This window comes from Methanolobus sp. ZRKC2 (assembly GCF_045291185.1).
Classification (GTDB): Archaea; Halobacteriota; Methanosarcinia; order Methanosarcinales; family Methanosarcinaceae; genus Methanolobus.
In genome coordinates this window covers 758,717-784,467 of the sequence record NZ_CP146980.1, presented here as the reverse complement: position 1 = coordinate 784,467, position 25,751 = coordinate 758,717, and the positions used below count along the sequence as shown (strand labels likewise).

Sequence of the window (25,751 nt, the reverse complement as noted above, 5' to 3'; positions counted from 1 at the left end):
TCTGAACAGAAGACTGGACTCCAATAAGCATTTATGGATTTTATCTGTTTCAGTATTTTTCTGTAAGGTTCCAAAATTCGAATGTTAATTCTTCGAAGATTGTATCTATTAATCAAAAGTAATCTTTTTTTTGGTTTTATCTTTAGCAAAAAATGTAAAATAGAGACTCTAAGCATCTATTTCCCCGACAGCCTCATCTATTTTTTTAAAAAAACGTATATCGCATCCAGGATAGAATTAGTTCCAACGGAACCTATTCTTCCCCTCTTCATCAAGTCATTATTAGGTTACCAGCTTCAACAAATCATTGCGTTTTAGTTTCATCAATGTATTTTTCTACAAGTTTTCTGTTTGCTTCCTTTAGATGATGATGAGCAGTTGACTTGGATATTGCTAAAGCTTTTCCTATATCTTCGATCGAAACCCTGTGTCGAATGTCGAAATAACCCATTGCCTGTGCGGTAATCAGAACTTTTCTCTGCATATTTGTCAAATTATCTTTTAATTCTTCCTTATCCAGATTACGCACTTCATCAATCGACCATTTTCCTATTTCCTTTAGATTGGAATAAACTTTACTTAGATGATTTAAATCTGGTGCAATTATTGTGCAATGTGACTTTCCATTTTTGATTAGGGTGGGCTATATAATGAAGCAGCCTGCTTCTTCAAATAATTTGACTGGGGTTTTAATTCTCATTGCAATAAGAAACAATGTTTGATCCGGTGAAGCCTGAAGAAGTTCGAAAAATTCGGTTGATTCATCCTCTTTCAGTTGCTCAAGGTATAACGGGGTTTTACTCGTACGCTTTTTTTCCCTGACAAGGAAAAGATCCCTTGACTCGGAATATGGCATATGAGAGAGAATCTCCAGTTCAAGATCATTACCTTGTGTTACGCGGGCTATAGAACATTTTGCCTGCTCGACAGAGATTTTTGCTTCAAGCATCTTTTTTGCCTCTACTTTTATTAGTGTGATTAACCAAGGATCATTAATCAACAATAGTTAATTTTTTATTAATGCATATTGATTTGAAATGTTTTGAAATATATATTTTCCTACAAACTACTACTATTTAATGAGAGTTTGTCTAATTAGCTCCAAACCCCTCCTTTATTGTGGATATACTACAAAAATAAGAAATAGATGCCCTCAAGCATCCATTTCTCCAACAGCTTTCCTCGTCCTGCAGAACAACACATTCTCCCCGTTCCACATATCAATATCAGGCAACACGTCATCAAAGCATTCGATGTCCCCAAAGCCTTCCGGCTCCAGCATGGGCTTCAGATCACCGGACGAAAAGAAATGTGTCCAGAAGCGATAGACATCGAAGTTTTCTGATTTATCCATTACAATATGCTGGTACAGTATCACTTTCTCATCCGGGTACAGGAATGAATCCGAAAGCACCATGTATGGCCTGTCCTTCCAGAAGCCGCTCTCTTCAATCTCCCATGTCTTTGCAGCAACTTTTATTTCGATATCTTTGTCGCTCAGAACATCAAAGATGAAGATTCCGCCTGGCTTCAAAGCCCTGTGGACGTTCCTGATAAGTACTTCTCTTTCGTGTGGCTTCAGTACACCGAAATCTGCAAACACCATCATTGCAAGGTCGTACTTGTTCTCCTCGTTGAGCTCGAGGTAGTTCTGGTTCACATACTCGATATCCAGACCTTTCTTTGAGGCTTGTTTTCTGGCATACTCAATGGAGTTCTTTGAGAAATCGACACCTGTGATCCTATGTCCTTTTTCTGCCATCATCTCACAATAAAGCCCCGGTCCGCATCCGAGATCGAGTATGTTCATCTTCTCCATGTTGACCGAATTAAGTATCCAGTCAACAGTTATTTCAATACTTGATCTTTTCCTGCTTGCAAGGTCGATATCGGGGTTAAGGTGAATGTTCAACAACTGTTTTGAAATGTGGGCATCTGTCCACATAATTGCATTTCCTTCAGCGTATAGCTGTGGTTTCTGTGTAAACTCAATAATATCTGTTAAATTCATAAATGAGCCCTCCTTTGATAGATAACAATCCCGGGACTCCAAATCTTCGATTAACCGCTAACAACTTCAATAGAACAGAATGCTTAGTTGTTATTCATCAGAGTGCATAAAGTAATGCTTTGGATTAAAAGGTTTCGATAGCGATTAGCAATTTCTCACTCCTGACAATACCCTTAAATACCTGCTTTCGCATTAATGTTGTCATGACAACAGTTGTTATGACAACTAAATTAGGAAGGAGCAAATATTGACGACATACCCTTCGGACAGTCATATTCCATTCGTAATAATCAGGAAGGAGATCTTAAATGGATGAAACAGATCAAGCTAATGTTGAACAGATAGGTTATGATGATGTACCTGGTGTAGCACTCACTAATTCAAATGTCATTGCGGAGTTTCTGAAAAAGACAAAAATTCAGGATGTCATCAACTGGGGCCGTAAAAATTCATTGTGGTTCGTAGTAAATCCAATGGGTTGTTGCGGTGTTGAATTGATTGCCGTAGGTGTTGCTCACTACGACACTGATCGTTTCGGTATTATTCCGCGTAATTCCCCAAGACACGCGGACTTGCTAATCATCAGTGGATATGTGACTAAGAAGTATCTCCCTGCCCTGAAAAGGATATGGGACCAGATGCCTGCGCCAAAATGGGTGATGGCCATCGGGGACTGTTCTATAAGTGGTGGTCCTTTCTACGAATCCTACAGCACTCATCAGAACATGGATGAAATATTCCCTATAGATGTCTTTGTTCCCGGATGTCCTCCAAGGCCCGAAGCCTTTATCCAGGGTTTTATTGAACTACAGAAAAAAATCGAGGCAAAGAAGGACAAAGGTAGTGGTCATTGGTAGCTTAATTGATTTTGCTTCTAAAGAAAGGTACAATCAATTAATGATATTGCAGGCAAAATAATACGCAGGGCAGATACCAAAAAATCTACAAACAATATTTTTAAATACTCAGTCAATTATTTATCTTGTCTGGACAACAGTTGTCCTTACAACTGTGCAACATAAAGGTGCAACACATGGAAGACATACCTTTCGGAGCATTCATCGGAATAACCTATCGAAGTAATTTTGTGAGAATAAACAACAAAATGAAAGAACTTGGTCTTTCTGCAGGCCAGTTCTTCGTACTTATGGTGCTTTCGTATGAGCAGGGGTTGACACAGGATAAAATTGCCTGGTTACTTCTCATAGATAAGGGAAGTGTTGCCCGTGCAGTAAATGTCCTTGAAGATAAAGGCTTTGTCAAACGTGTCACCGATGAAAGTAACCGCCGGGCTGTGCAGCTTTATCTTACGGAAGCAGGGGAACAGCTCATCCCGAAAGTTGTCAAAATTGAGTTGGAACTGGAAGATACTTCTTTGGCAGGATTGACAGAGGAAGAGAAAAAACAGGCAAGAATGCTACTTCGAAAGATAGCACAGAACAGTTACGAAGCAGCATACGATAACGATGATAAGAAAAAGAAAGAATTCCCATTGAATTACCGTAGCAAAAGGTCGGAAACATCATAAAAAAGGGACTTATCGATATGGACGCCAAAAAGATGGATCTTGGAAACGATAAGATCTCAACAATTTTCTGGAAATATGCTATTCCCTCAATAGCTTCAATGCTAATAATGGCAGTCTATTTTGTGGCTGATGGTATCATTGTTGCCAGAGGAGTGGGCAGTACCGCTCTGGCTGCTGTAAATTTATGTGTGCCATTGATAATGGGAATAAATGCAGTTATCCTGGCACTTTCCCTGGGAGCATCAATAATCATTTCCATCATGCTGGCCCAGAAGAAATACAAGGATGCCAGCAATGTTTTTTCAGTGGTTTTTGTCACAACTGGCGTAATTGCAGTCCTCTTCACAGTAGCAGGGTTGTTTTTTATTGAAGACATATCCTATGCGATAGGAGCTACCGAAGAGGTACATGGAATGGTGCAGACATATCTGTCAGTCATCCTGTATTTCATTCTCATCTTCAGTTTGCAGATTACACTATCAAATGCCGTAAGGAATGACGGTAACCCCAATCTTGCACTACTAAGCACTCTTGGCGGAAGTATACTGAACATACCTCTTGATGCATTTTTTGTCTTTGTACTTCACTGGGGGCTCTTCGGAGCAGCAGTAGCCACAGGATTATCTCAATTTACAGGGGCAGCAGTATTATTAATTCATTTTACCCGAAAACAGGGGCATTTGCGTTTTGTGTTGCCAAATTTCAATTTGCAGATCATTACAAGGATAGTTCACAATGCAATTCCCCTATTCATTGAAACCATTTCATTATCAATTTTCATTGCCACTATGAACATTCTGGCCACTAAATATTACGGAACTACCGGAGTAGCTGCTTTTGCAATAGTTGGAGCTGCTTCAATGCTGTCGGCAATGTTTTTTGTCGGAATTGCACAAACCAACCAGCCTCTGATAAGCTATAACTATGGCCATGGAAAACATAACAGAATACATGATATTGTAAAGTATTCATTGAAAACAACAACTGTACTTAGTATTGTCATAATTGCCATCATTGCAATATTCAGCGAGCAGATGGTCAGCCTCTATGTAAATGTATCCGCAGAATCAGAGCTTGTTTCATTGACAAGCACTGCATTGAAAATCTATTCTGTTGGCTACATATTTTCAGCAATAAACATGGCGCTATTAAAATATTTCCAGTCCACCGAAGATCGCAGATCATCCTTGATCTTAACATCCCTGAAAGCCTTTGTTCTTCTGATTCCTGCCGCATTGGTAATTCCAAAAATATTCGGAGGGGTGGGGATCTGGCTGGTAATACCATCTGTGGAGTTTTTTATTGCGATCCTTTCAGGATTGATTTACTGGAAATCCTTGTCTGCAAAAAATGTGAAGGTAATTCAAGTTCCAGATTAACAGGGTAGTCCAGCAGATGTTTTTGAAGTAGGGATGTGTAAATCCTCTCATAGAACTCTTGATACACGGTCTTGGTGCCTATATCAATATCATGTGATCATTTTTGTCAGGAGTCCTGCTGACACCTCTCTTCAATATCGGATAGTTTCAACTCGCTGTATAATCCGAAGATCACGAAATACTGAAAGCTAATGTGTTGTGAATTGTGAAACTTCTTCTGTGAAGTTCCAAAGAGAGAACTCTATGATGGATTGTGATGATGCACTCAATGCATTGGTAGAAGGGAATATGAAGAAAATTATGTTGAAATTGTTGGTTTAAAAATTTTGAACAGATTTCATGTCGACATCTTCTCTATAAATGTAGGAAGTGCGCATTATTTTAATAAGGTTTAACGAGCGAAGAAAGATTGTGAGATGACTGTAACTAAACATGCTAGTACTTCATGATTTAACCATTTACTTGTGTTGAATAGGTTTCTTTTATAGATCTGCTTTGCTTGTTCTGTTAAAGCTAGTTTCTTCTTGTGGATATATTCAATTTTTGACCGATAGTGGAACCTGTAGAGTAATTCACTTGTATGCAACAAATATGCCATAAATATAATTTACATATGGGCAACAGATATTCCTGAAACCAGCATCAATTAGTTTTCTTTTATAGCCTTCCAATGTATCTATCGAATCATAAGCTGATTTTCTCATTTCAATCATACTCTTTGCATTTTCTTCACTAAATCCAGCTTCAATCATTGAATCAAACCACATGTTTCTGTATGTCATTTCTTCAAATTCAGTATCTGGCTTGAATACATCTGCTGTTATGAATAATCCTCCTTTATTTAAGGAACCATGAATCATTTTGATAAGATTGAATTTGTCTGTGTTGTTAAAATGGTGTAAATTAAGAGCTGTTAATATTACATCATAGTTTTCACTTGGCCAAGTTTCAAAAACATTACCAAGTATCAGTTTTACACCTTCTAATTCAGATTTATTTCTAACTATTTCAAGCATCCATGGAGACTTGTCCATTGATGTGATCTCTAAATTCGGACGTGTATTCAGTACAAACTCTGTAAAAAAACCAGTTCCACATCCCAGCTCGAATAACTTTTTATTATCTTCTGGAATGAAATCTATTATTGTTCTAAAGAAAAAAGAATGATTGGGTATAATTTTCTTTATTTTATCTTCATATATCTGATCAACGTTAGTAAGATATTCTTCGATATTTATCAGATTGTCTTTTTTTTTGCTTTTTTTAATTTGACCATCTCCAATTCTCTCTGATTGCTGTTAGATTTCGAACTAATTTATTTGTGTTTTGCAAAGTGAATACTCATCTTTGATATAAAAATGACCATTTAATACATAATCGATTAATACATGCAATTTATTCACATGTTTTCCTGTATTCTCATATTTTATTTATTCATATATTATGCATGCAGCATTATACTTATTTATTGATATGAGTAAAAACTGCATTTTGTTTTTTATTATTAGTTATAAAACTAATGTTTATATGATCATATGGCACTTTTTTGAAATATTCTTATAAAATATGCACTTGATTCAAACTTAATATTAGCATTTAAGCTAATAATAATAAACAAATTAAAAACGAATATATATGATTAAGACATTTCCAAATTTGAGACCTCAGCTGAAGATTGTAATAAAAATTCCAATTGGAATAAAATAAAACTGGAGGAAAAATAATGGATGCCAGTACAATAGATTGGAACAAAGTTTGGAAAAATGAGATGTTGAAAAACATAGGTTCAAATCCCAATGAAGATTATGCTTCTCTTTGGAGAAAACGATTAAACGCCAGGCAATTCTATGAAATCACGAAGCAGAATGATAGCAAACGAATTGAAAGAACAATTAATAGTTTACCAATTACTTCTGAATCCAAAGTGCTTGATATTGGTTCAGGTCCAGGACTATTATCACTCCAAATAGCTAAAAAAGCAGCTCATGTGACATCTGTAGAACCTTCTAAAGAAATGATTGGTATTCTGAAAGATAATATCAACAAATACGATGTACAAAACATCAAGTGCATCAACAAACGTTGGGAAGATGTGGATATTGAAACTGATTTAGAATGTCAATATGATGTCGTTTTTGCTTCCTATTCATTAGGGATGACTGATATGAAAAGTGCAATCATGAAAATGATTTCAGCTTCTTCAAATCACGTATATCTTTTCTGGGTTGCAGGAAAGAATCTATGGGACATATATTCGCCTGCAATTTGGCATACTCTTCATAATGAAGAATATCATCCCATGCCAAAATCCAATACTCTATATAATGTCCTCTATCAGATGGGAATATACCCCAATGTAAAAGTATCCAAATTAGACTACGTGAACAAATTTTCATGTTTGGACGAAGCCGTTGAATATTGCCTTCCAATGTACAAAATAAACAGTTCTTCTCAGGAAGAAATACTTCGCGATTATTTAGAAAAAATTCTTAGAAAAGATAATGATTCGCTGTTTCTCGAGACTCAAACTAATCATATGGAGATATGGTGGCAAAAATAGTTGGTATTTTTTCTAATCATATGGAGAATTTAAAATGAAACTAAACTTTGGAAAAATGGTATTGTTCTCTTTGATAATTGCAATACTTTTAAGTTCAACAGCTATTGCAGAAGAAATACAAGTTATACGAACACTTTCAACGACAAATCCCACTGAAAGTTCGGAGTTTATTGTCACACTTAGTGTATCGGGAACTGATGTTATTGGCATAGTTGAAAATATTCCCGAAGGGTTTTCCTACACAAGTACAGATCATCCAGAAACTCAGACTAATCAATCTCAACAACAAATTATATTTTCACTAGTCGAAGAGACGCAGATAGTTTATAGAGTGGAAGCTCCTTCGTCGGGAAGTGGAAAATTTACAGGAATATGGTATGATCCACTGGCTAAAACAGAGGGAGCAATTGAAGACACAACTGTAAATGTTAAATCAAAATCATCCAGTACTTCTTCCTCCAAAGGTAGCAGTAGCGGAATCAGTTCCGCTTTAATAACTGAGACTTCTGATGAGCAAACTGAAATAATCGAGGAAAATTCAACGGTCAATATAGAAGCATCTGAAGAGGTAGTTTCAAAAACGAAAGATACTGTTGTGCAACGCTCCCCTGAAGACGAGATTGCTCAAGAAACACAATCTGAAGAAACTGAAGTGCAAAACGCACCTTTCCTGACAATTCTAACTTTGGTTTTGATCATTGGCTTTGCAGCATACTTACGAAGAAATGACTGAAAAAGAAACAATAGTAGGTGTTTTAATGGATATACGTCTAAAAGAAAAAATTCATGTAGTTATTTTATCGTGCTTATTGATGGTTTTGAGCATAAGCACAGCTAGTGCAGCAATTCCAGGAGACTTAAATAATGACCACAGTATTTCAAGAGAAGAACTTTCAGATGCAATCATTTTCTATATGAAATCTGTTTATGTAGGAGAAGATGTGGAATGTCTTGAAAAAGATAAATTGAGAGAAACTGCACGTAAGCATTTTACAATAACAGTAACCGATATTTCAGATAGGGAAGTTACTGTTCCTACCAGAATTGAAAAAGTTGTTTTAGGCCATGCCCTTTACATACAGGAATTTGCTGCCTTGGAAGGAGAGAACTTTACAGATAAAATAGTTGGCTGGGGAACAGAGCTTGAAGTAAATGATATAGATACATATGAGGAATATTTAAAGAAGTATCCTGAAATAGAGGAAATTCCCAAAATTGGCTGTCTGTACAAAAATACATTTGACACAGAAGCGATTGTTGCTCTTGAACCTGATGTAGTTATAATGCCATTAATGTTGAGTATGATGGCACAAGAAGACATTGAGCGTCTGGAAAATGCAGGTATACCTGTTCTTATTGTGGACTTCTGGAAAAATCCCTTGGAAAACACTCAAGAAAGCATACTGTTAATGGGACAGGTATTAGACAGAGAACAAAGGGCAGAAAGTATTTCTGATTTTTATGGAGAACAGATGGATCATGTTTATTCTGTCTTGAACAATATGGATACAGAAAACGTAACATCAAAGAAGGTTTATGTGGAATTTGGATCATATGGCCCGTCCCAATATGGGATGACATTTGATAACTCAAATTGGGGACCAATGATTACCACCCTCGAAGGTACGAATGTTGCCGAAGGTGTCGAGACCATGACACCAATTGATCCAGAATACTTACTGGCTGAAAATCCTGATCTAATAGTCATAGCTGGACAGTATTGGCCGGAAAGTGAAGATTCTATGGTACTTGGATATTCAACAAACCAAGAGAATTCCCTGGCGCTTCTTCAGGGTTTTTGCACTCGTCCAGGGTGGGATACACTTACGGCAGTAGAAAATAATGATGTACATGCAATACACCACGGTATAAGCTACCACATATATAACTACGTTGGAATGCAGGCATTTGCTAAGTGGATGTATCCGGAGGAATTTGCGGATATGAATCCTGAAGCAAATCTAATAGAATTCCACGATCGTTTCTTACCCATTGATTACAATGGCGTGTGGATTTTAGATGTCGTTGAGGCATGAAGATGGTTTTATCGGATAAAGAGATATATGGTGCTATAGTAAAGCAAAAGTATCTCTATTTTATTTTTTTTGCTATAATGGTGTTTTTAGCATTCTTGATAGATATCTCAGTCGGATCAGCATCACTTTCAGTTAATGATGTTTTTACAACAATAATCTCACCAAATATCAACAATCCAACAGCGAATGTTATTGTATGGGATTTTCGATTACCTAAAGCTTTGATGGCAATTCTTATTGGTGCATCACTTTCTGTAGCTGGTGCAGAAGTACAAACCATTCTTGATAATCCATTGGCTAGTCCATATACGCTTGGAATATCGGCGGCAGCAGGTTTTGGAGCTGCTTTAGCTTTGGTTTTCGGATTTAATTCGATTGTTTTAGGTAGCAATGTATTTGTATCTACATCTGCTTTCATTCTTTCATTAATTGCATTTATGACAATATTTTTGGTTGCTAAAAGAAAAACTGCAAGCAAAGAAGTTATAGTTCTCGCTGGAATTGCACTACTTTTTTTATTCCAGGCACTAATCTCTTTATTACAGTATACATCTACGGATGAACAATTGCAAAAAATTGTTTTCTGGTTGTTTGGAAGTCTTGAAAAATCTTCATGGGGAACAGTATCGGTTTGCTTGACAATTCTATTAATTGCTCTTCCTCTACTTGCCATTGATTTTTGGAAGCTCACAGCATTAAAGTTAGGTGATGAAAAAGCTAAAAGTTTAGGGATAAACGTTGAAAAATTACGATTGAAAGTGCTTCTTTATGTCTCTATACTCACGGCATCTGCAGTGTCTTTTGTTGGCATGATAGGTTTTGTTGGTCTTGTTCCACCTCATATAGCTCGGATTCTTGTGGGTGAAGACCAGAGGTATTTTGTGCCTTTGTCAGCGCTTTTAGGCTCATTGTTCCTGTCTCTAGCTTCGATTGGTAGTAAAATAATATGTGAAAAAGGAGTTTTTCCTATAGGAATTGCCACTTCTATCATTGGAGTTCCTTTCTTTTTATCCTTAATTCTAATGAAAAGGGGCTACTCACTTTGAAGTTGGAAACAAATGATCTTACTTTCAGCTATAATTCCCATCCTATTTTTGATGATATCAATTTTAAAATTGATTCAAGGATTACAGCACTGATAGGACCAAACGCAGCAGGCAAGTCTACTCTTCTGAAATGTATAGCTGGGACGCTAGATCCGAAAGGAATCATCTTGATTGATGGAACAAATGTTGAGGACATGAGCAGAAAAGACTTGGTTAACATTAGAAGTTACCTCCCACAGGAATCAGAAACCAATGCTTCTTTGACTGTATTTGAAACTCTTCTTTTAGGATTGGTTCATTCTTTATCCTGGAAAGTTGGTCAGGAAGATATTGAAGTGGTTTCAAACGTGATGAAGTATATGGGAATTGAGGATCTAGCTCTGAAAAACATTAATAAGCTAAGTGGTGGACAGAAGCAAATGGTTTTTATTACACAATCATTAATCAGAGATCCAAAGCTTCTGCTATTGGATGAGCCTACTAATGGTTTAGACCTGCAACATCAATTAGAGTTCTTTGAATTAATAAAGAAAATAACGATGGAAAGAGGAACTACTACTATCATTGCCTTACATGATCTTAACCTGGCTGCTAGATATGCTGATAATATAGTAGTTATGACAAAAGGTGAAATCTATGCAACTGGCTCTCCTTCTTCAGTTTTAACTCAGGAAACAATAAGGGATGTATATGGAATAAATGCTCATGTTTCCATTGATAATGATGGAATTCCATGGATTAAGCCTCTTAATTCTATTACAAATAGATATTTTAGTTCAAACTCAAATTCTAATTTATTTATTGAGTGATTACCGGAGAGTAGTTGATTGAAAAAATTCTGTATATGCTAAAACTGGGATTGTAAATCCGATTGCCTAAGCCTATGAGGACCATAACTACAACAGAAGTCTATCTGCTGTCTAAACTTGCATCAATTAAGCTTGTAGGGGAATCTCAAGATGAATCTAATATCTCGGCCGATGCTATTATCTTTAATATTTGCATTTTTATGTGTTTTGTCTGCAGCTTCTGCTCTTGGATCTGACTGTTCAGAGAAATTTCTGCTGCAGGAAAATTTTAAGTTCAGAGGAGTTTGCATTGATTCATCTAATTTATTGATGAACATTAAAGATGGAAAACAGGAATTAACAAAAGAAGTTGATATTCTTCTTGATGATCTGGATAGTGAAGACTGGAGTATCAGGAACAATGCTGTCTGTTCCCTTGGTGAAATGAGGTGTGAAAATGGTATTTTCCCCCTCATGAAAACACTTGAGGACGAAAATAGAAAAGTGAGATGTAATTCTGCTTGGGCACTTGGTGAGATAAGGGATGAAAGAGCAGTTGTACCTTTAATAATTGCACTGGAAGATAAAGATGAAAGAGTAAGATATAATTCTGCTTGGGCACTTGGTGAGATAAGAGATGAAAGAGCTGTAGAGGCACTTATTGTTATGCTTGGGGATGAAAATAAAAATAATCGAGGAATTGCAGCGTATTCCCTCGGCGAGATAAGGGATGAAAGGGCTGTAGAGGCACTTATTGTTTCACTTGAAGATGAAGATAGGGATGTAAGGAGTAATGCAGCATATGCACTTGGTGAGATAAAGGATGAAAAAACAATAGATATTCTTATTCAAATGCTTGATGATGAAGACAAAAGAGTTCGAAGCAATGCAGCTTATGCTCTTGGAGAATTGAAAGATAAAAAAGCTGTTAATTCACTTGTAGAAGCTCTGGAAGATGAAGATGAAGAAGTGAGATGCAGTGCTTCTTATGCACTTGGAAGCATAGGTGATGAGAATGCATCTGTTTCATTAATAGCTGCTTTAATGGATGAGAATGAAGATGTCAGAATAAACTCGATCTGTGCTCTTTCAAAGATTAAAGATGAAAAAGCAATAAAGCCTATTATTGGGCAGCTAGGCGATGAGACTGTCCGAAAATATGCAATGAATTCTTTATTGAGCTATGAAGTAAAAGCAGTTGTACCTCTTGTTGATGCACTTGGAAACAAGAACAATGATATTGGATGGTATGCTTCAGATGTACTTGTTGAGATAGGGGAGCCTTCAGTGGAAAGCCTTATATCTGCACTTGAATCTGATGAGGAATCTTCAAGAAATCTGGCATGTTGGGCTCTTGGAGTGATTAGAGATGAAAGAGCAATAATTCCTCTTGTTGAAGTGATGAATGATGAAAATGAAGATGTGAGAGAGAGTGCTACTCAGGCATTGATCAATATTGGGGGAAATGCAGAGAACATTCTAATCAAAGAATTGGAGAATGCGAATCCAATTTCAAAAAAATATATGATATATGCTCTGATTGAAATAGGGAGTGATGAAACTCATAATATTCTTGTTCAGTATTTCAGTGAAGGTATTAATCAAAATTATAGATTACTTGCATTGTACGATCAAAATGAAGACAAAATTGACAATGAACCGCTTCTACAGGTGTACAGGAACCTGCAAAAGGAGAGTATAAGCAATATTTTAAGTGAACTTGAGAAATGTGATGACCCTTCTGCTGAACTCGTTGTAAGTAAACTGAACTCTGGTAAGAATGAACTTGATGATTATGCCCTAATCCTCAACGAAGGTGAAACACCTAATGTAGAAAATTTTGAAAAGGCTTTGAAAAGCGAAGAGGGATTTGTCAGAATCATTGCTGCACTGTCTCTAAGTGAGGCCAAGGATGCTGAATCTGTTGAAGAGCTTGTAACGATTTTGGCCAATGACAATAACGAACAAAGGACCTGTGCTGCCATTGCTCTAGGAGAGATTGCTAACAATACTGCTGTCTTACCACTTATGAGAGCATTGAACGATGATTACGAACCTGTTGTAGTTAATTCAGCGTTGGCTCTTGGGAAAATAGGGGACAAAAGAGCAGTGAACCATCTTATCGCGAGACTTGATCATACGTCTCCTGATGTGAGAGCAGCTGCTTGCTTAGCTCTTGCGAAAATACCTGACGAGAAAGCTGCTGGTCAATTGATTAAACTGCTGGATGATGAGAACGATTTTGTTGTTGCATCAACAACACTTGCACTCGCCGAGTACCGAGAAAAAAAAGCAGTCGATGTCCTTATTAATCAATTAGAAAATGATTGTATGAGTGTTAGGTGGTATTCTGCATATGCTCTTGGAAAGATTGGAGATGAAAGATCTATAGATTACCTTGAGGATACATTGGAAAATGACGAGAACAAGCTTGTCAAAATATGTGCAATGGATTCTCTTGCTAAAATAAACAGTAAAAGAGCGTCATTATCCATATCTTCAATCCTTGAAAAAGATACGGATGAAGATGTTAGGAAGAATGCTGCAAAAATTCTTGGAAACTCAGGCAACGATATGGTGATAGAATCACTCATAGGCGCGTTGCAGGATGATAACAAGGACGTTAGGAGGAATGCTGCTGAATCACTTATCAGGATAGGACATCCTGCTGTAGAAATGCTTATCTGTGAACTTGAATGTGGAGATGAAGACTGTAAAAAAGATGTTGCTTTCATTCTTATTGAAATAGGGGATGAAAGAGCACTGGAACCTCTACTAGTGGCATATAGCTAATAATATCTGTCAGTTTTTTTTGCACTTAGTACTGAGAGGCTATTTTAGCAACAGTTGCCACTGCTTCACTTTTCTGTAAAATTTTAGTCACTATGTGAAATTAACAACAAGTTTATATAGAAACCACCTTAAACCCATGTCTATGAATAAAGTAGAATACGAAGCATTCAGTCCATTAGAAGGTGAAACTCGTATCAAAATATTTAAAGCTCTGGAAAGTAAAACTCGCTTAAGAATTCTCAAATTGCTATTTGAAGGTGACAAGTATATTTTGGAACTTGCCAGGCTGCTTGATGTATCAGCTCCATTTGTTGCAAAAAATCTAAAAATATTGGAGGATGCTGATTTAATTACCCGTAATGTTTTTGGAAACACTCATGTTATAAGTATCAACAAAAAAAATGCATATGTTGGATTGGATATTTTTGCCATAATAAAAGAAGTTGATTCTCAAAAAGAAAATAACATGCTAGATGCTCTCATGAATTTTACGGCAACTGAAGCTGAAGATACACATAACAAAAGATAATTTATCCAATGATGTTATTAATTTTTATTCTCGCTAGAAGAAAAAGGAATTATGTTCAGAAGAGATCTCTACATAATGAAATTTTCATCCTATAGGCATGATATTAAAGTTCAGATAGCTCAATTGGAGAGTTCAACTGAAATATATTAGCTGAACGTTCAGGCCGTATGCGTTTCAAATGAAAAGCCCAGAATGTTTATCCCAATAAAAATCTCAGGCATGAGATTAGCATCTTACAAATTACACCCTTAAACCCTGCCTCATCTAGGCACTACTCCTTTTAGAATAGCATGTTTATTGCAAAAAACAGAATCTATAGACGCAGCAAACCGTAATAATTCTGATGAAGCACAATCTGAACCATCAAGATACAATGAAGAAAAAGTTCTCCAATATCTTTAATAGAAAAGAAATATTTTGCAGTCCCGATGAGATTGGACTATTGTCCCCACCGTGTAAAAACTTGCATGCATGTAATTTTGAAGCAAAAACGAGATCAAGATGCTACGTCTAAATTATGAATGATATATGGTTCCGACATAAAGGATCTTTAAAGGGTTGGTTGAATACCAAAAAAGTTTCAAAGACTAGAAAGAGGTATCATTATAAAGCCCTTAAAAGTTTCTTCTCTACTAAATCAGTTTTAAGACCACAGGATTTCTGAAGGCTCGATCTGAGGGACAAATAAGAGTGAAGAATACGTAATCTGCTGAACCACTGCAAAGATGAAGATATAGACGATGTCTGCGGATAAACGATTTGATAATCCTCAATCTTATGTCTCTTTAAACATGGTCACACACATGAATCTTTACATCAGGGTCCAGTTTGTAAAACTTATTCTCCGGTGCTTCTATTTTAAATTCAATGCTCATCCACCAACTCGTCACTTAGCAGAGTGCCATCCTGAAACGTAATCACCCTGTCAACATATTTTGTGTGCCAGGGTTCATGCGTTACCATCACAATAGTCTGGCCGTACCTGTCGTTCAGATCCTTAAAAACATCCAGAACCTGTTCCGAGTTTCTGGTATCCAGGTTTGCACATGGCTCGTCGGCAAACAGGATATCAGGCTTCTTGGCAATAGCCCTTGCAATTGCTACCCTTTGCTTTTCCCCGCCTGACAATTCATCCGGGACCCTGTCATGTTTATCTTTCAGTCCGACCTTATCCAGTGCTTCAAGGGCAGTCTCATGTGATTCCTTCTTTGATTTTCCTTCCATCATGGAAAGAATGTACACATTTTCCGCTGCCGTCATCTCATTGATGAGTGCATAGTCCTGAAACACATAGCCAACCTGGGTAAGCCTGTAATAGCTTCTTTCCGCTTCAGGAAGGCTGGATACTTTCAGTCCCTGGATAGTGTATTCGCCGTCCGTTGCATCGTCCAGCAATGCCAGGATTCTCAGGAGGGTAGTTTTTCCGCTTCCTGAAGCACCCATTACAGCGACAAACTCTCCTTTTTTGATATCGAACGAAATACCTTTAAGAGCTTTGACTGTCGTGTCTCCTGAGCCATAATATCTTTTCAGGTCTTTTACTATGATCATTTTTACCGTCCCCATATGGCTTTGAGAATACTCTCCTTTGACACACTCCATGCAGGAAGTGTTCCGGCTATCACTGATAACGTAAGCATGGTGACTATACTCTGGACAAGCAGTACCGGATCGATCTGCGGCCTTATCTGCATGGTCTCATAGAATATTACCGGATTTGCCTGGAAGTAGAACATTAGTGACAGGTACAAAACCAATCCTGCAAGTATCCCAAGGGACACATAGAACATACTCAGGAATGCATAGGACAAAACTATTGATCTTGGGGTGATACCCACAGCTTTCAGTATTCCTATCTCTTTTTTCCTGTTAAGTATATTGATGTAGATTATGATTAGTATTAATGCAGCACCTACGATCAGGCCCACGAACTTGGACATAACATTTATGGCCCCCAGGCTCTGCATTGCCTGCCTTATGAGGGCTTCTGATTTATCAGCCCATGTGAATACCTGTTCGTTTACTCCTGCATCCCTGATCTTAACCTTCATCTGCTCTTCGGTGCCCTGCTCATCAACTCTCACGACCACGCTGGTAGCCTTGCCACTATCCAGGCCATATACGTCTTCTATCTCTTTGTAGTGAACAAGGGCATTAAGGTCTACAAGCTCGAATGTTCCTTCCATGATACCTTTAACCTTATAGGTCCTCTTTACACCGTTGCTGTATGTCACATCAACAAGTGATCCTACCCTGACCTCACCAAGGTTATCATATATTTCCGATCCGAAACCCGTGCCTGCGATCATTGCACCAATAATAATCTCGTCCCTGGAAAGCTCGCCCAGGAAGTCCCCGTCAGTGATTATGTACGGGTATCGTGAAACCTCATATTCTTCAATGGGAAGTAAACCTGTTACAGTCACCCCCACCACATTCTGCCTGTGCTCAATGGATGCTCCTACGTCCAGTCTTTTTGTAGCAGCTCTCACTCCTTCCACGGCACGTGCTTTCTGGAGGACATTGTCAGCATTGTTGATGTAGGTATTATCGCCGGTTGGCTCAATCACAATATCTCCGTAAGGGTAGTCCTGCATAAATCCTGTAAACAGGACGGTCATCCCTCCTATCATGGAAGGAAGAAATACCAGGTTCATAAAGATGAGCGAGAGGACAAAAACAATGAACAGCAGTGTTTTTTTGTTTCCTCTCTTTATACTGCTGGCTGCAATGAGAGCTCCAACCCTGATATCGTTGATCATGTCGGACCCCTCTCACTTCTTTTCTTTGTCGACAGTACGGCCGTTGCCTTCCATTAGCTGTTTGATGATTTCATCCTTTGACTTTTTTGTCCTGTAATTATTGTAGACAAGTCCGCCAATAACTGCCAGGATAATCAATATGGCTATGACTGTTCCTGCTCCGCCATTACTTTCCATAACTATAAGGTTGACTTTTGTCTCGACCTGCTCTTCACCAAAATCATCAATGTACGTTATAGTTACAGGAATCTCATATTCTCCTGCCTGGTCAGCCATAAAAGTAATCACTGCCGGTCCGTCTTCATCAGGATCGAGTGTCCCTATGAAAGACTCTTTCAGTCCTTTGAAAGGATGGTCTGCATAGACACGAATTGAATTAATGGTCCTGTCACCGGAGTTTTCGATTCTCATAGTAAGTTCGACAGTATCGTCCATTTGGGGAAGGACAGGATTAACCTTTACAGATGCAAGATTCAGGCTGCCTTTTCTGTCAAGCACGGTGATCTGGATCGAATATTCATCATTTTGCAGTCCGTAATCATCTTCGTAGCCTATTTGTACCGGGATTTCAAAAGTTCCCGGGCTGTCTGCCTTGAATTTAAATAACGCAGTCTGATTGCCACCCAGTGCAAGAGAACCAATTGTGGAATTTGTTATTCCTTTGAATTCGTGGTCCAGGTTAACAACTACGGACTTTGCAATTGAATCGCCAAAATTCTCGATTTCAAGGTTTAAATCAACAGTATCTCCTTCATAAATGTATGCAGGACTTGTTTTAACTGATGAAATCCTTGGCTCGGCATGCTCACCTGTCACAATCACTTCAACTTCGTAATACTTTGTCCTCTTTGTCTCTTCATTGCCGTATGAAAGTTTTGTTTTTATGATATGAGGACCCGGTGTGGCATCAGGGGTAGTTCTCATATGATACCTGAGCTGCCTTTCACTGTTCTTGTAGACGAATTCAGGGAAATATGCTACAAGGTCCTCGGTAACTATGATGTCAGGAGGAATACTGAGTATCTCGAACCTGACATTTTCAGGTACTCTTGTTCCGCAGTTCTCAAGACTTATTCCCACAGTGAATTCTTCATCTATGCCTACCGAGCTTGGACTTATGTCTTCCACTACAGCTCTTAAGCATTCGTCACCTGAAGATTCAGCCTGGGTCGTAGTAGTACTGGCAAAAACAATAACCAGTGCAAACACAAAAAGGAATGTTAATCTGGTATTCAAACTCATTTTTTATTCATCTCCTTTTGGGCTTTTTCTGTCAATTCGAGAAGATTTTTGAAAATAAAATCCATTGCAAGCATCTGCTCATGATACTGTTCCATAAGTTGAACTGTTTTTTCTGAACCCTCTTTGTTACTGTTTTTGCATTTCTCTATCATTGCAGGAAGGTCTCGCAATGCCGGAACGACCATACACTCATTCTTTGCTTTTATTGCAGCAATGGCCATTACCAACATATCTCTCTGAACTGAGAAGTATAATTTCTTTGAACCTGCTTTAGTTGCTTTATTGGCAAGTCCAACTCCTGTAATAAATTTCATTGATGCGCTGACTGCTGAAAAGCTATATCCTGTGATTCTCGACAGTTCTTCCAGAGTTAACGAATCAGGCTCAGAATGAAGTATGGCAAGTAGTCTTGAGGAGAGTTCATCCAATCCGTAAGATTTCATTCCCTGATACACAAGTTCTTCAAATTCTTTTTTGACAGTTTCCATGTTCGTCCCTATTTACGCAATTTACAGTTATTACTGGAAATAACGTAAATAGATGTATATAAACATTTTGAATATATAGACGAATTAAAAAAATGGTCTATGTACTGGATAAAATACCTCAACGTTTCATACCTGAAAACAGCACACTTTCAAAGCCTGTGCATCTCTGGAGATTACAGGAAATATGCAAAAAAACTACTGGCAAACAAAGGAAAAACAAGAGTATTAAAAATGGGAGTACTATGTATTCTCAGTTTCTTCCCATTTCGGAAGTTTCACATGGAAGGTACTTCCCTCTCCTACCTTACTTTCGATCCAGATCTTACCCTTGTGTGCAACTACAGTACTCTTGCATATATAGAGGCTTGATTCAAGACCCTGGTACATTCTTGCTATCGTGTCATCCACCTGATACATCTTATAGAACATACGGGGTATAACATCTTCTTCAATACCTTCTCCGCTATCGGTCACAGTCACATGGAGACAACTATCTTCATCGGATACCTTCACCCTTATGCAATTTCCTTTTGGTGTAACGGTAATAGCGTTATGAATCAGGTAGAGGAACGTCTCTTCCAGTTTTTCCCTGTCACCTTTCACAGGAGGAAGACCTGTAGGGATACTTTTCTCCAGTGCCAGTTCTTTTTCATCAATCAGCAATATCTGGTTGAGCAATACATCTGAGAGAACGTTTCTGATATTTACCGGTTCGAATGAGTACTCTATCCTGCCGGACTGCTGCATATTATTATACAGAATGGCATCGATAAGGAGTTTCAACCTTTCCGAGTTCATCAGGAGTGCAGAAACAGCCTCCTTCTGAGAATCATCCAGCAGGTTCAGTGTTTCGTCGTCAAGTACGTCATTGCCGTGCAAAACATCATTGCCGTTTTTCAGGTTGTCCTCAAGGAATTCTTCCTTGATCATGTTGACTGACCTGAGTTTAGTATTTGCTTTCGATAATTCTCCTGAGTATTTGCTAAGCGTGCTTATCAGTTGTTTTCTCTGGATGATCTTCCACATACCCTGCATAAGAAGTGTCAACTGGCGCACATCTGACTCATCGTATTCCTCTTCCTTATTTCCGACACCCACAACTGCAACTATGTGGCCTCCGTCAAATATGGGCACATTCATATGTCTCGTCAATTTGACATGTCCCTTCGGAAATCCTTTCTTCAGCGGATTAGGTGCGGAATAGTCATTGGTGATAATAGCTTTTCTCTGCTTGACAGCTTCTCCCCACAAACCGGTGGTTTCCACAGGATAAATGAATTGCTTGTCGTTTATACCGCATTCTTTCATTGCCGAGTTAGACCAGGAATGCATAATCAGGTCGGTTTCGTCAGCATTCATGAAGGCAAGATATCCAAGTTTACTCTCCGTTAGACGAACAGCCTCTTCCTTGACAAATTCAGCAATCTCATCTAAGGAAACGGTTGTCATTTCATTGAGCTGGATCAATGCTTCAAGACGTGACTCATTCAATAGCTTGGCCTTTTCGGCTTTTTTGCGTTCCGTAATGTCACGTCCAACTGAAAGGATAGTCTTCTTCCCGTTGTAATTGATCATTCGCGCATTAATTTCAAGGGGTATGACAGAACCATCCTTACGGATAGCTCCGGCTTCATACATTGCCTTATGGTCCCTTTCGATCAACTTGATTAGTTCGGAAGCACGCTGAACATACCATGAAGGCACAATATCCATTGGTGAGGATTTCAGGATATGCTCTTTTGAATGACCAAGACTATCAACAACAACCTGATTGACATCTATAAGATTCCCGTTTAATTCACTGACATAAATCTGATCGTTGATATTATTGAAGATCGTTTTGAACTTATGCTCGGATTCCCTGAATGATTCATTCACGATCCTGTGTTCGATCTCAATGGCTGCCAGGTCTGCGTTCGCTTTAAGGTACTCGTAACATGTCTTCTTTGGCTTATTGGGGAAATTGAAATACATTAAGAAGGCACCGAGGACCTCACCTGTAGAAGCCGTTATAAGTTCAGCCCAACTGGCCTTAAGACCTGCCTTCTTTGCAACTTCCCGGTGAAGTGCCCAGTATGGATGCTCCTCTATATTCTCAACGATGACCCTTTCTCCCATATAGAGTGCCGTAGGGCCGGAACCTACTCCGTACCCTATCTCAAGACCTTCCATAGCTTCCCTGAAAAACAGGGGAAGGTTAGGCCCGATAACACGGGATATATGCTGTTTTTTCTTGTCAAGCAACATAACAGCACATGTAAGGCCGGGCCGAATCCTTTCAGCGTTAGTGGTAAGCAGTCCCAGTACATCCTCGAGAGACAATTCGTTAAGTGATTTCCCATTATTCGATCTGCGTTGATGGTTAATCATTTCACGGTGCTTACGCTCGGTGATATCAAGAATAGTTCCTTCAAGATGCACACTTTTATCATCATAGATTTTTATGTGTGCCCTGTCCTCTACGTAACGAATTTCACCAAAGCGTGTTATGACCCTGTATTCCTGAACAAATTCACTTAATTGGTTGTTAAGGTATTTGAAAGATTTTAAGACAACTTTACGGTCATCAGGATGTATCAGGTCAGCGTACTCAATTTCGCCGGAATAAAAATCTTCAGGCGTATATCCGAATTGCCATATGTTATTGGATATGTACTTAACAGGAAAGTCTTTTTCGACCTTTCTTGAAATCACAATAATAGGGCTATTATTGATTATTGATTCCATACTGATTTCTTGATGCGCTTTGTCAATCATATTTTTTCCAATGTAGTTTTGATTCCTGTTTCTTAGCAAAAGCAACTCTCACAGTAATTAATATCTATAAATCAGGCAACAGAGACCTCTCCAAGGGAAATTGGCCTGACCTGCCTGTAATTAATAGCTTTTGCAGGACAGACGCCTACACATCTCTTACAGCTCATTCCCAGACAAAGGTGAGCTATATAATCCACGTATATATCCCCGTTCTTGGTGATTACCCGAAGAGCTTTCTCAGGACATTCACGTTCGCATATCCTGCATTGCATACATCCGCTTGACTTCTCTTCTATGATCGTATTAAGATCTTTTATTATCCTGATACCTTCATATCCGGTGTCCTCAATATCTTTGCCGGCCCTCTGTTCAATGGACGGGCTGCAGGCCATGTTCGGCAATCCTGGCATACCATAGGATTCAAGGAAATAATTGTACATTTCCTCCTGCATGCCTTCGGTCCAGTAGGCAAGTTCGCATGCATAGATATTCTTGAAAGTTTCATTTGAAGCAAGCATTATATGGTCTGCTTTTATCCTTTCTGCAAGGTCTTCTATCTCTTTAAGTTCGTAATTTCCGAGAATAATATCCTTTGCAAGTTCCAGGGAAGTGTTTCCGAACTGAACTATTTTCTTTGAGAAAACCGGAAGGAGTCCTATTTTTCTTCCCTTGTCCGCATCTACATAGGTGCCTGATGCACCTGACATGTACATGTACTTCAGATCCTCATACCTCACGCCGGACTCTATAAGCAGTGTCAGGTGTGCGGCTCTTATAGCCCCAATGGCTTTTCCGGCTTCGGCTATATCCTGATTTGTAAGGAAAATGCCATCCCCGAGAATGAGTTTTCCATTGGGCAACTCCGGCAGTTTCTTGATCAGGCCCGTGCTGATTGCAAGTGAAATTGCAGAGATAACACCGGTTCCTGTAATTCCTTTGGCTGTAACATCGCCTTTTTCAACAACAAAACCTGTTACCGGATCGATGAGATTGCCTTTACCGGCTTCCATTTCCTCATCCAGCACAGTTATTCTCCAGAGACCATCCTCAACATTTACGTCAGAGATTGCACCCGGACTTGCAAGCATTCCGCATTTTATACCCTGTCCTTCAATAGAAGGACCTGCGGCTGCACTACAGGTTATTATACGGTCACCAACTTTTAATGCCATTTCCGCATTGGTTCCGTAATCAGTTACAATGGCGATATCTTCCTGTTTAATGAAATCCGTCTTGACCATCATAGCAAGGGCATCGGCACCGATCTCGTGTTCAATTGAAGGCAGCACGATGATTTCGCATTCATCCAGGCCGGAATCATGACCAAAGATCTCGTAGCCCTTATAAGTTTTCAGCCCTCTCTTTACATTTTCAATACCAAGCCTTCTCTGCATGTTCTTACCTGCATAGGCAAGGTCCCTTATTTCGATATTCTGGAAAAGAGACAATTGTATAGGATTTCCACATACAGCTATTTTGCTGACCATGTTGAGAGGGATCTGCAGCTCATCAAACATTTTCAGGATCGTATGGGTCATTATCTTATGAGCACTCTCTTTTCCGACCTGAATTGCAAAACCAAGGTGATCGATTACGTTTCCTCCCGGAAGAGGGTGCTTCATTGTCATTACTGTTTTTATTGTACTTCCTGTTTTAAGGTTCAGAAGCTGTAAACGAAACCCGCTTGTTCCCAGATCCAATGCAATTCCGTACAAGTATAATCCTCCATAGAGTTTCCTAATTTTTAACTATTGATGGTTAACAGGCTATTCAACACTGCATACAGGCAATCTGTAAAATAAGTATAAATAACGAATTAGAACAAAAAATAAGAGCCAGCGATATAATCGATGCAAGTATTCAGGATAACGTGGTTGATAAAACAAAGGTGAAAATAAAAATAATGCAATCGATTATATCAAAACGATTTTCACCTTTTAAGGCTGAGAAGCCCGAAAAGATTTATTTCTGATAAAAGGTTCTACCAGGTGTTTACTTCACAGGGTCTTATGTGTGTGGAGAGACCCTGTAAAGCAGGATAGATGTGACATGGAATATTGCACAGCCACGCAGAAATGGCATAGAATGTGTATTTCTGAAAGTTGATAATGTTGGAAGTGGATTTTATAGACCAATAACCGTGCAAGTACATTTCAGCATCTACGTTTTTTTGTCCGTATGAGCCACGAACAGAAGTCAGTAACCGGTCATACGATATATAACAATTTCTGGCAATTAATCAACAACATCGCCATTATCAATCAGGTGCTTTCCGTCCAAAGGATAGATTCTGAGAATAAGCTGTAAAAAATCCCGGGCTTGCAGGAAAACAGGGACTACGGGACAATTAACATCCTTGATTTTATCAAAAGCATGAATATGTCTGTGAATAAAGCTCAGGTAACATAGCAAACAAGAGAACAGATCAAAAAAATTTATGTCACTTCTTCACAAAACTGTTTATAGTAGTAAAAGTACTCACGACCCCACTGCCTTGCACTTTCTTCAAAACTGAGTACTTTCTTGTGATCGAAGAATCCTTTCTTATTGAAGAAAGAGAGCAACAGAAGATTGTCAGTGACAGATATGGCACCCGGTGTTATTATGTCTTCATTGCAAATGAATAAATGTGAATTTTGGGATTCTACAATTGCGTTGTGTTGCTCGGTATATTCATCCCTTAATCGTTCATATACAGGCCTGGTCAGTATAAGATTGTAATTGACTTCTTTTTTTGCAAGCTCTGAATAGTTGCAGGGACAGGTAGGACAGAAGTATGAATAAAAGGTACACACATTTTTAGTCTGCTTAAGACTTGTGAGTAATTCTTTTGGTGGTTCGAAAAGGTGATTAAGATCAGGTTCATGTATCGTGACATCCCCAAGGTCACCTATTTTGTCCAGCAGATAATCAGGTACCGTACCAAGATCTCTGCTGTCCCAGAATTCCTTGTTTCCTTCTACGATATTAAGCGCTTCGATCAATGGTTTTATTTTTTTCATGATGATCTGGCCAACATGTGTGAGTCGGTATTCATCATCAACTTGCTCTATAAGTCCCTGCTCAAGAAGTATTTTGACCTGAGCCATAATTGCACTTGTCGTACCGTTTATGGATTGCTTTATTTCGTCAATTGTTGCCGGCCCGCTCAGTAACATGATAAGGGTATTTTTCCTCTTTTCTGATAGGAATACAGTACTTATCAATTCTGTTTTCATGTTAGAATCACTTGTCTTCCTTTTGATGACATCTGATTTTTTTTACTTTACTGAACCTGAAAGTCTGCGAGCAATTAAATTAATATTCTCTCGCAGTCAGAAGTTGTCTGGTACGCCGTAATATTATTGGCCGGGTCTTTCCCCGAAAGTATCATAATACCTTTTTACTACTGACTCAATATAATTGGATGTTGTCCTGGTAGCCCTCTTAGACATATGGCTTCTCAAAGGGAACTCTGTATGACAATGTGTGCATCTGGCAAGTTCACATCCTCTTACCAAATCCGGACAACCCGCACAAAGTTTTGCTCTTGAGTAGAACAGATTAAAAGATTTGCCACATTCCGGGCAAAGAAGCACTTTGTTAGCATCATAAAAGCTCTTATTCACCCCTTTCCTTTGCAGTTCAAAAGAGTATCTTTCGTCACGTGTAAGATCGTTAATATATCTTCTTTCATAGGACATCTCTTTTCACCTTTCTTGCTCTGATTTGAAGTTTGAGATTGCGTATATATATAATGAATTCCGGTAAGAAATCAAGCAACTGTAGTAAATCTTCAGCTGGAAAAAAAACAATGGCTTTGATATTATCAACAGCATTTACTAAAAATGAG

The 25,751-nt window shown here is 38.5% G+C and carries 22 protein-coding genes; 10 read left to right on the top strand and 12 right to left on the bottom strand.

Annotation, left to right across the window (positions count from 1 at the left end):
* Positions 1-304 precede the first annotated feature (304 nt).
* The 3 genes from V7O62_RS03695 to V7O62_RS03685 all read right to left on the bottom strand — a co-directional run bounded on the left by V7O62_RS03695 (position 305) and on the right by V7O62_RS03685 (position 2,011).
* Positions 305-484: a helix-turn-helix domain-containing protein gene (locus V7O62_RS03695; protein WP_406657671.1), complete on the bottom strand. Its 180-nt coding sequence runs from the start codon at positions 482-484 to the stop codon at positions 305-307.
* A gap of 159 nt (positions 485-643) precedes the next feature.
* A complete protein-coding gene (locus V7O62_RS03690; RefSeq protein WP_406657670.1) occupies positions 644-949 on the bottom strand; it encodes a hypothetical protein in 306 nt (101 codons plus the stop codon).
* 204 nt (positions 950-1,153) lie between these two features.
* Positions 1,154-2,011: a class I SAM-dependent methyltransferase gene (locus V7O62_RS03685; protein ID WP_406657669.1), complete on the bottom strand. Its 858-nt coding sequence runs from the start codon at positions 2,009-2,011 to the stop codon at positions 1,154-1,156.
* A 308-nt stretch (positions 2,012-2,319) separates the two neighbouring features.
* On the opposite strand from V7O62_RS03685, the gene fpoB reads away from it, so the two are divergent.
* The 3 genes from fpoB (at position 2,320) to V7O62_RS03670 (ending at position 4,918) form a co-directional block, all read left to right on the top strand.
* On the top strand, positions 2,320-2,868 hold the full coding sequence (gene fpoB, locus V7O62_RS03680) for a F(420)H(2) dehydrogenase subunit B (RefSeq protein ID WP_406657668.1): 549 nt from the start codon (positions 2,320-2,322) through the stop codon (positions 2,866-2,868).
* Between the two features lie 176 nt (positions 2,869-3,044).
* Entirely contained in the window at positions 3,045-3,539 is a 495-nt protein-coding gene (locus V7O62_RS03675) for a MarR family winged helix-turn-helix transcriptional regulator (protein WP_406657667.1), read from the top strand.
* A gap of 17 nt (positions 3,540-3,556) precedes the next feature.
* Entirely contained in the window at positions 3,557-4,918 is a 1,362-nt protein-coding gene (locus tag V7O62_RS03670) for an MATE family efflux transporter (protein ID WP_406657666.1), read from the top strand.
* A gap of 572 nt (positions 4,919-5,490) precedes the next feature.
* On the opposite strand, the gene V7O62_RS03665 is transcribed toward V7O62_RS03670, so the two are convergent.
* The gene (locus tag V7O62_RS03665; protein WP_406658329.1) at positions 5,491-6,051 is read right to left on the bottom strand and encodes a class I SAM-dependent methyltransferase; all 561 of its coding nucleotides are present in this window, start codon (positions 6,049-6,051) and stop codon (positions 5,491-5,493) included.
* A gap of 590 nt (positions 6,052-6,641) precedes the next feature.
* Here V7O62_RS03665 and V7O62_RS03660 point away from each other — a divergent pair.
* The 7 genes from V7O62_RS03660 (at position 6,642) to V7O62_RS03630 (ending at position 14,670) form a co-directional block, all read left to right on the top strand.
* A complete protein-coding gene (locus tag V7O62_RS03660) occupies positions 6,642-7,478 on the top strand; it encodes a class I SAM-dependent methyltransferase (RefSeq protein ID WP_406657665.1) in 837 nt (278 codons plus the stop codon).
* 34 nt (positions 7,479-7,512) lie between these two features.
* Complete coding sequence (locus V7O62_RS03655; RefSeq protein ID WP_406657664.1) at positions 7,513-8,211, top strand: hypothetical protein; 699 nt, start codon at positions 7,513-7,515, stop codon at positions 8,209-8,211.
* Complete coding sequence (locus V7O62_RS03650; RefSeq protein WP_406657663.1) at positions 8,204-9,514, top strand: ABC transporter substrate-binding protein; 1,311 nt, start codon at positions 8,204-8,206, stop codon at positions 9,512-9,514. Before V7O62_RS03655 ends, V7O62_RS03650 begins: the two co-directional genes overlap by 8 nt.
* Before the next feature lie 2 nt (positions 9,515-9,516).
* On the top strand, positions 9,517-10,560 hold the full coding sequence (locus V7O62_RS03645; protein WP_406657662.1) for a FecCD family ABC transporter permease: 1,044 nt from the start codon (positions 9,517-9,519) through the stop codon (positions 10,558-10,560).
* A complete protein-coding gene (locus V7O62_RS03640) occupies positions 10,557-11,369 on the top strand; it encodes an ABC transporter ATP-binding protein (protein WP_406657661.1) in 813 nt (270 codons plus the stop codon). The genes V7O62_RS03645 and V7O62_RS03640 overlap by 4 nt, the downstream gene beginning before the upstream one ends.
* A gap of 150 nt (positions 11,370-11,519) precedes the next feature.
* The gene (locus V7O62_RS03635) at positions 11,520-14,141 is read left to right on the top strand and encodes a HEAT repeat domain-containing protein (protein ID WP_406657660.1); all 2,622 of its coding nucleotides are present in this window, start codon (positions 11,520-11,522) and stop codon (positions 14,139-14,141) included.
* A gap of 142 nt (positions 14,142-14,283) precedes the next feature.
* Positions 14,284-14,670 (top strand): ArsR/SmtB family transcription factor, encoded by a 387-nt coding sequence (locus V7O62_RS03630; RefSeq protein ID WP_406657659.1) that lies wholly within the window; start codon positions 14,284-14,286, stop codon positions 14,668-14,670.
* 864 nt (positions 14,671-15,534) lie between these two features.
* Here V7O62_RS03630 and V7O62_RS03625 read toward each other — a convergent pair.
* From V7O62_RS03625 to V7O62_RS03590, 8 genes are all read right to left on the bottom strand, one after another.
* Entirely contained in the window at positions 15,535-16,221 is a 687-nt protein-coding gene (locus V7O62_RS03625) for an ABC transporter ATP-binding protein (protein WP_406657658.1), read from the bottom strand.
* 2 nt (positions 16,222-16,223) lie between these two features.
* Complete coding sequence (locus V7O62_RS03620; protein WP_406657657.1) at positions 16,224-17,432, bottom strand: ABC transporter permease; 1,209 nt, start codon at positions 17,430-17,432, stop codon at positions 16,224-16,226.
* Between the two features lie 12 nt (positions 17,433-17,444).
* Positions 17,445-18,674 (bottom strand): COG1361 S-layer family protein, encoded by a 1,230-nt coding sequence (locus V7O62_RS03615; RefSeq protein WP_406657656.1) that lies wholly within the window; start codon positions 18,672-18,674, stop codon positions 17,445-17,447.
* The gene (locus V7O62_RS03610) at positions 18,671-19,162 is read right to left on the bottom strand and encodes a GbsR/MarR family transcriptional regulator (RefSeq protein WP_406657655.1); all 492 of its coding nucleotides are present in this window, start codon (positions 19,160-19,162) and stop codon (positions 18,671-18,673) included. Before V7O62_RS03610 ends, V7O62_RS03615 begins: the two co-directional genes overlap by 4 nt.
* Before the next feature lie 240 nt (positions 19,163-19,402).
* Positions 19,403-21,889: a GAF domain-containing protein gene (locus V7O62_RS03605; RefSeq protein ID WP_406657654.1), complete on the bottom strand. Its 2,487-nt coding sequence runs from the start codon at positions 21,887-21,889 to the stop codon at positions 19,403-19,405.
* Between the two features lie 101 nt (positions 21,890-21,990).
* Positions 21,991-23,634, bottom strand: a complete 1,644-nt coding sequence (locus V7O62_RS03600; RefSeq protein WP_406657653.1) for a methylamine methyltransferase corrinoid protein reductive activase — start codon at positions 23,632-23,634, stop codon at positions 21,991-21,993.
* Positions 23,635-24,354: 720 nt separating this feature from the next.
* The gene (locus V7O62_RS03595) at positions 24,355-25,137 is read right to left on the bottom strand and encodes a helix-turn-helix transcriptional regulator (protein WP_406657652.1); all 783 of its coding nucleotides are present in this window, start codon (positions 25,135-25,137) and stop codon (positions 24,355-24,357) included.
* A gap of 123 nt (positions 25,138-25,260) precedes the next feature.
* The gene (locus V7O62_RS03590; RefSeq protein WP_406657651.1) at positions 25,261-25,602 is read right to left on the bottom strand and encodes a hypothetical protein; all 342 of its coding nucleotides are present in this window, start codon (positions 25,600-25,602) and stop codon (positions 25,261-25,263) included.
* Positions 25,603-25,751 lie beyond the last annotated feature (149 nt).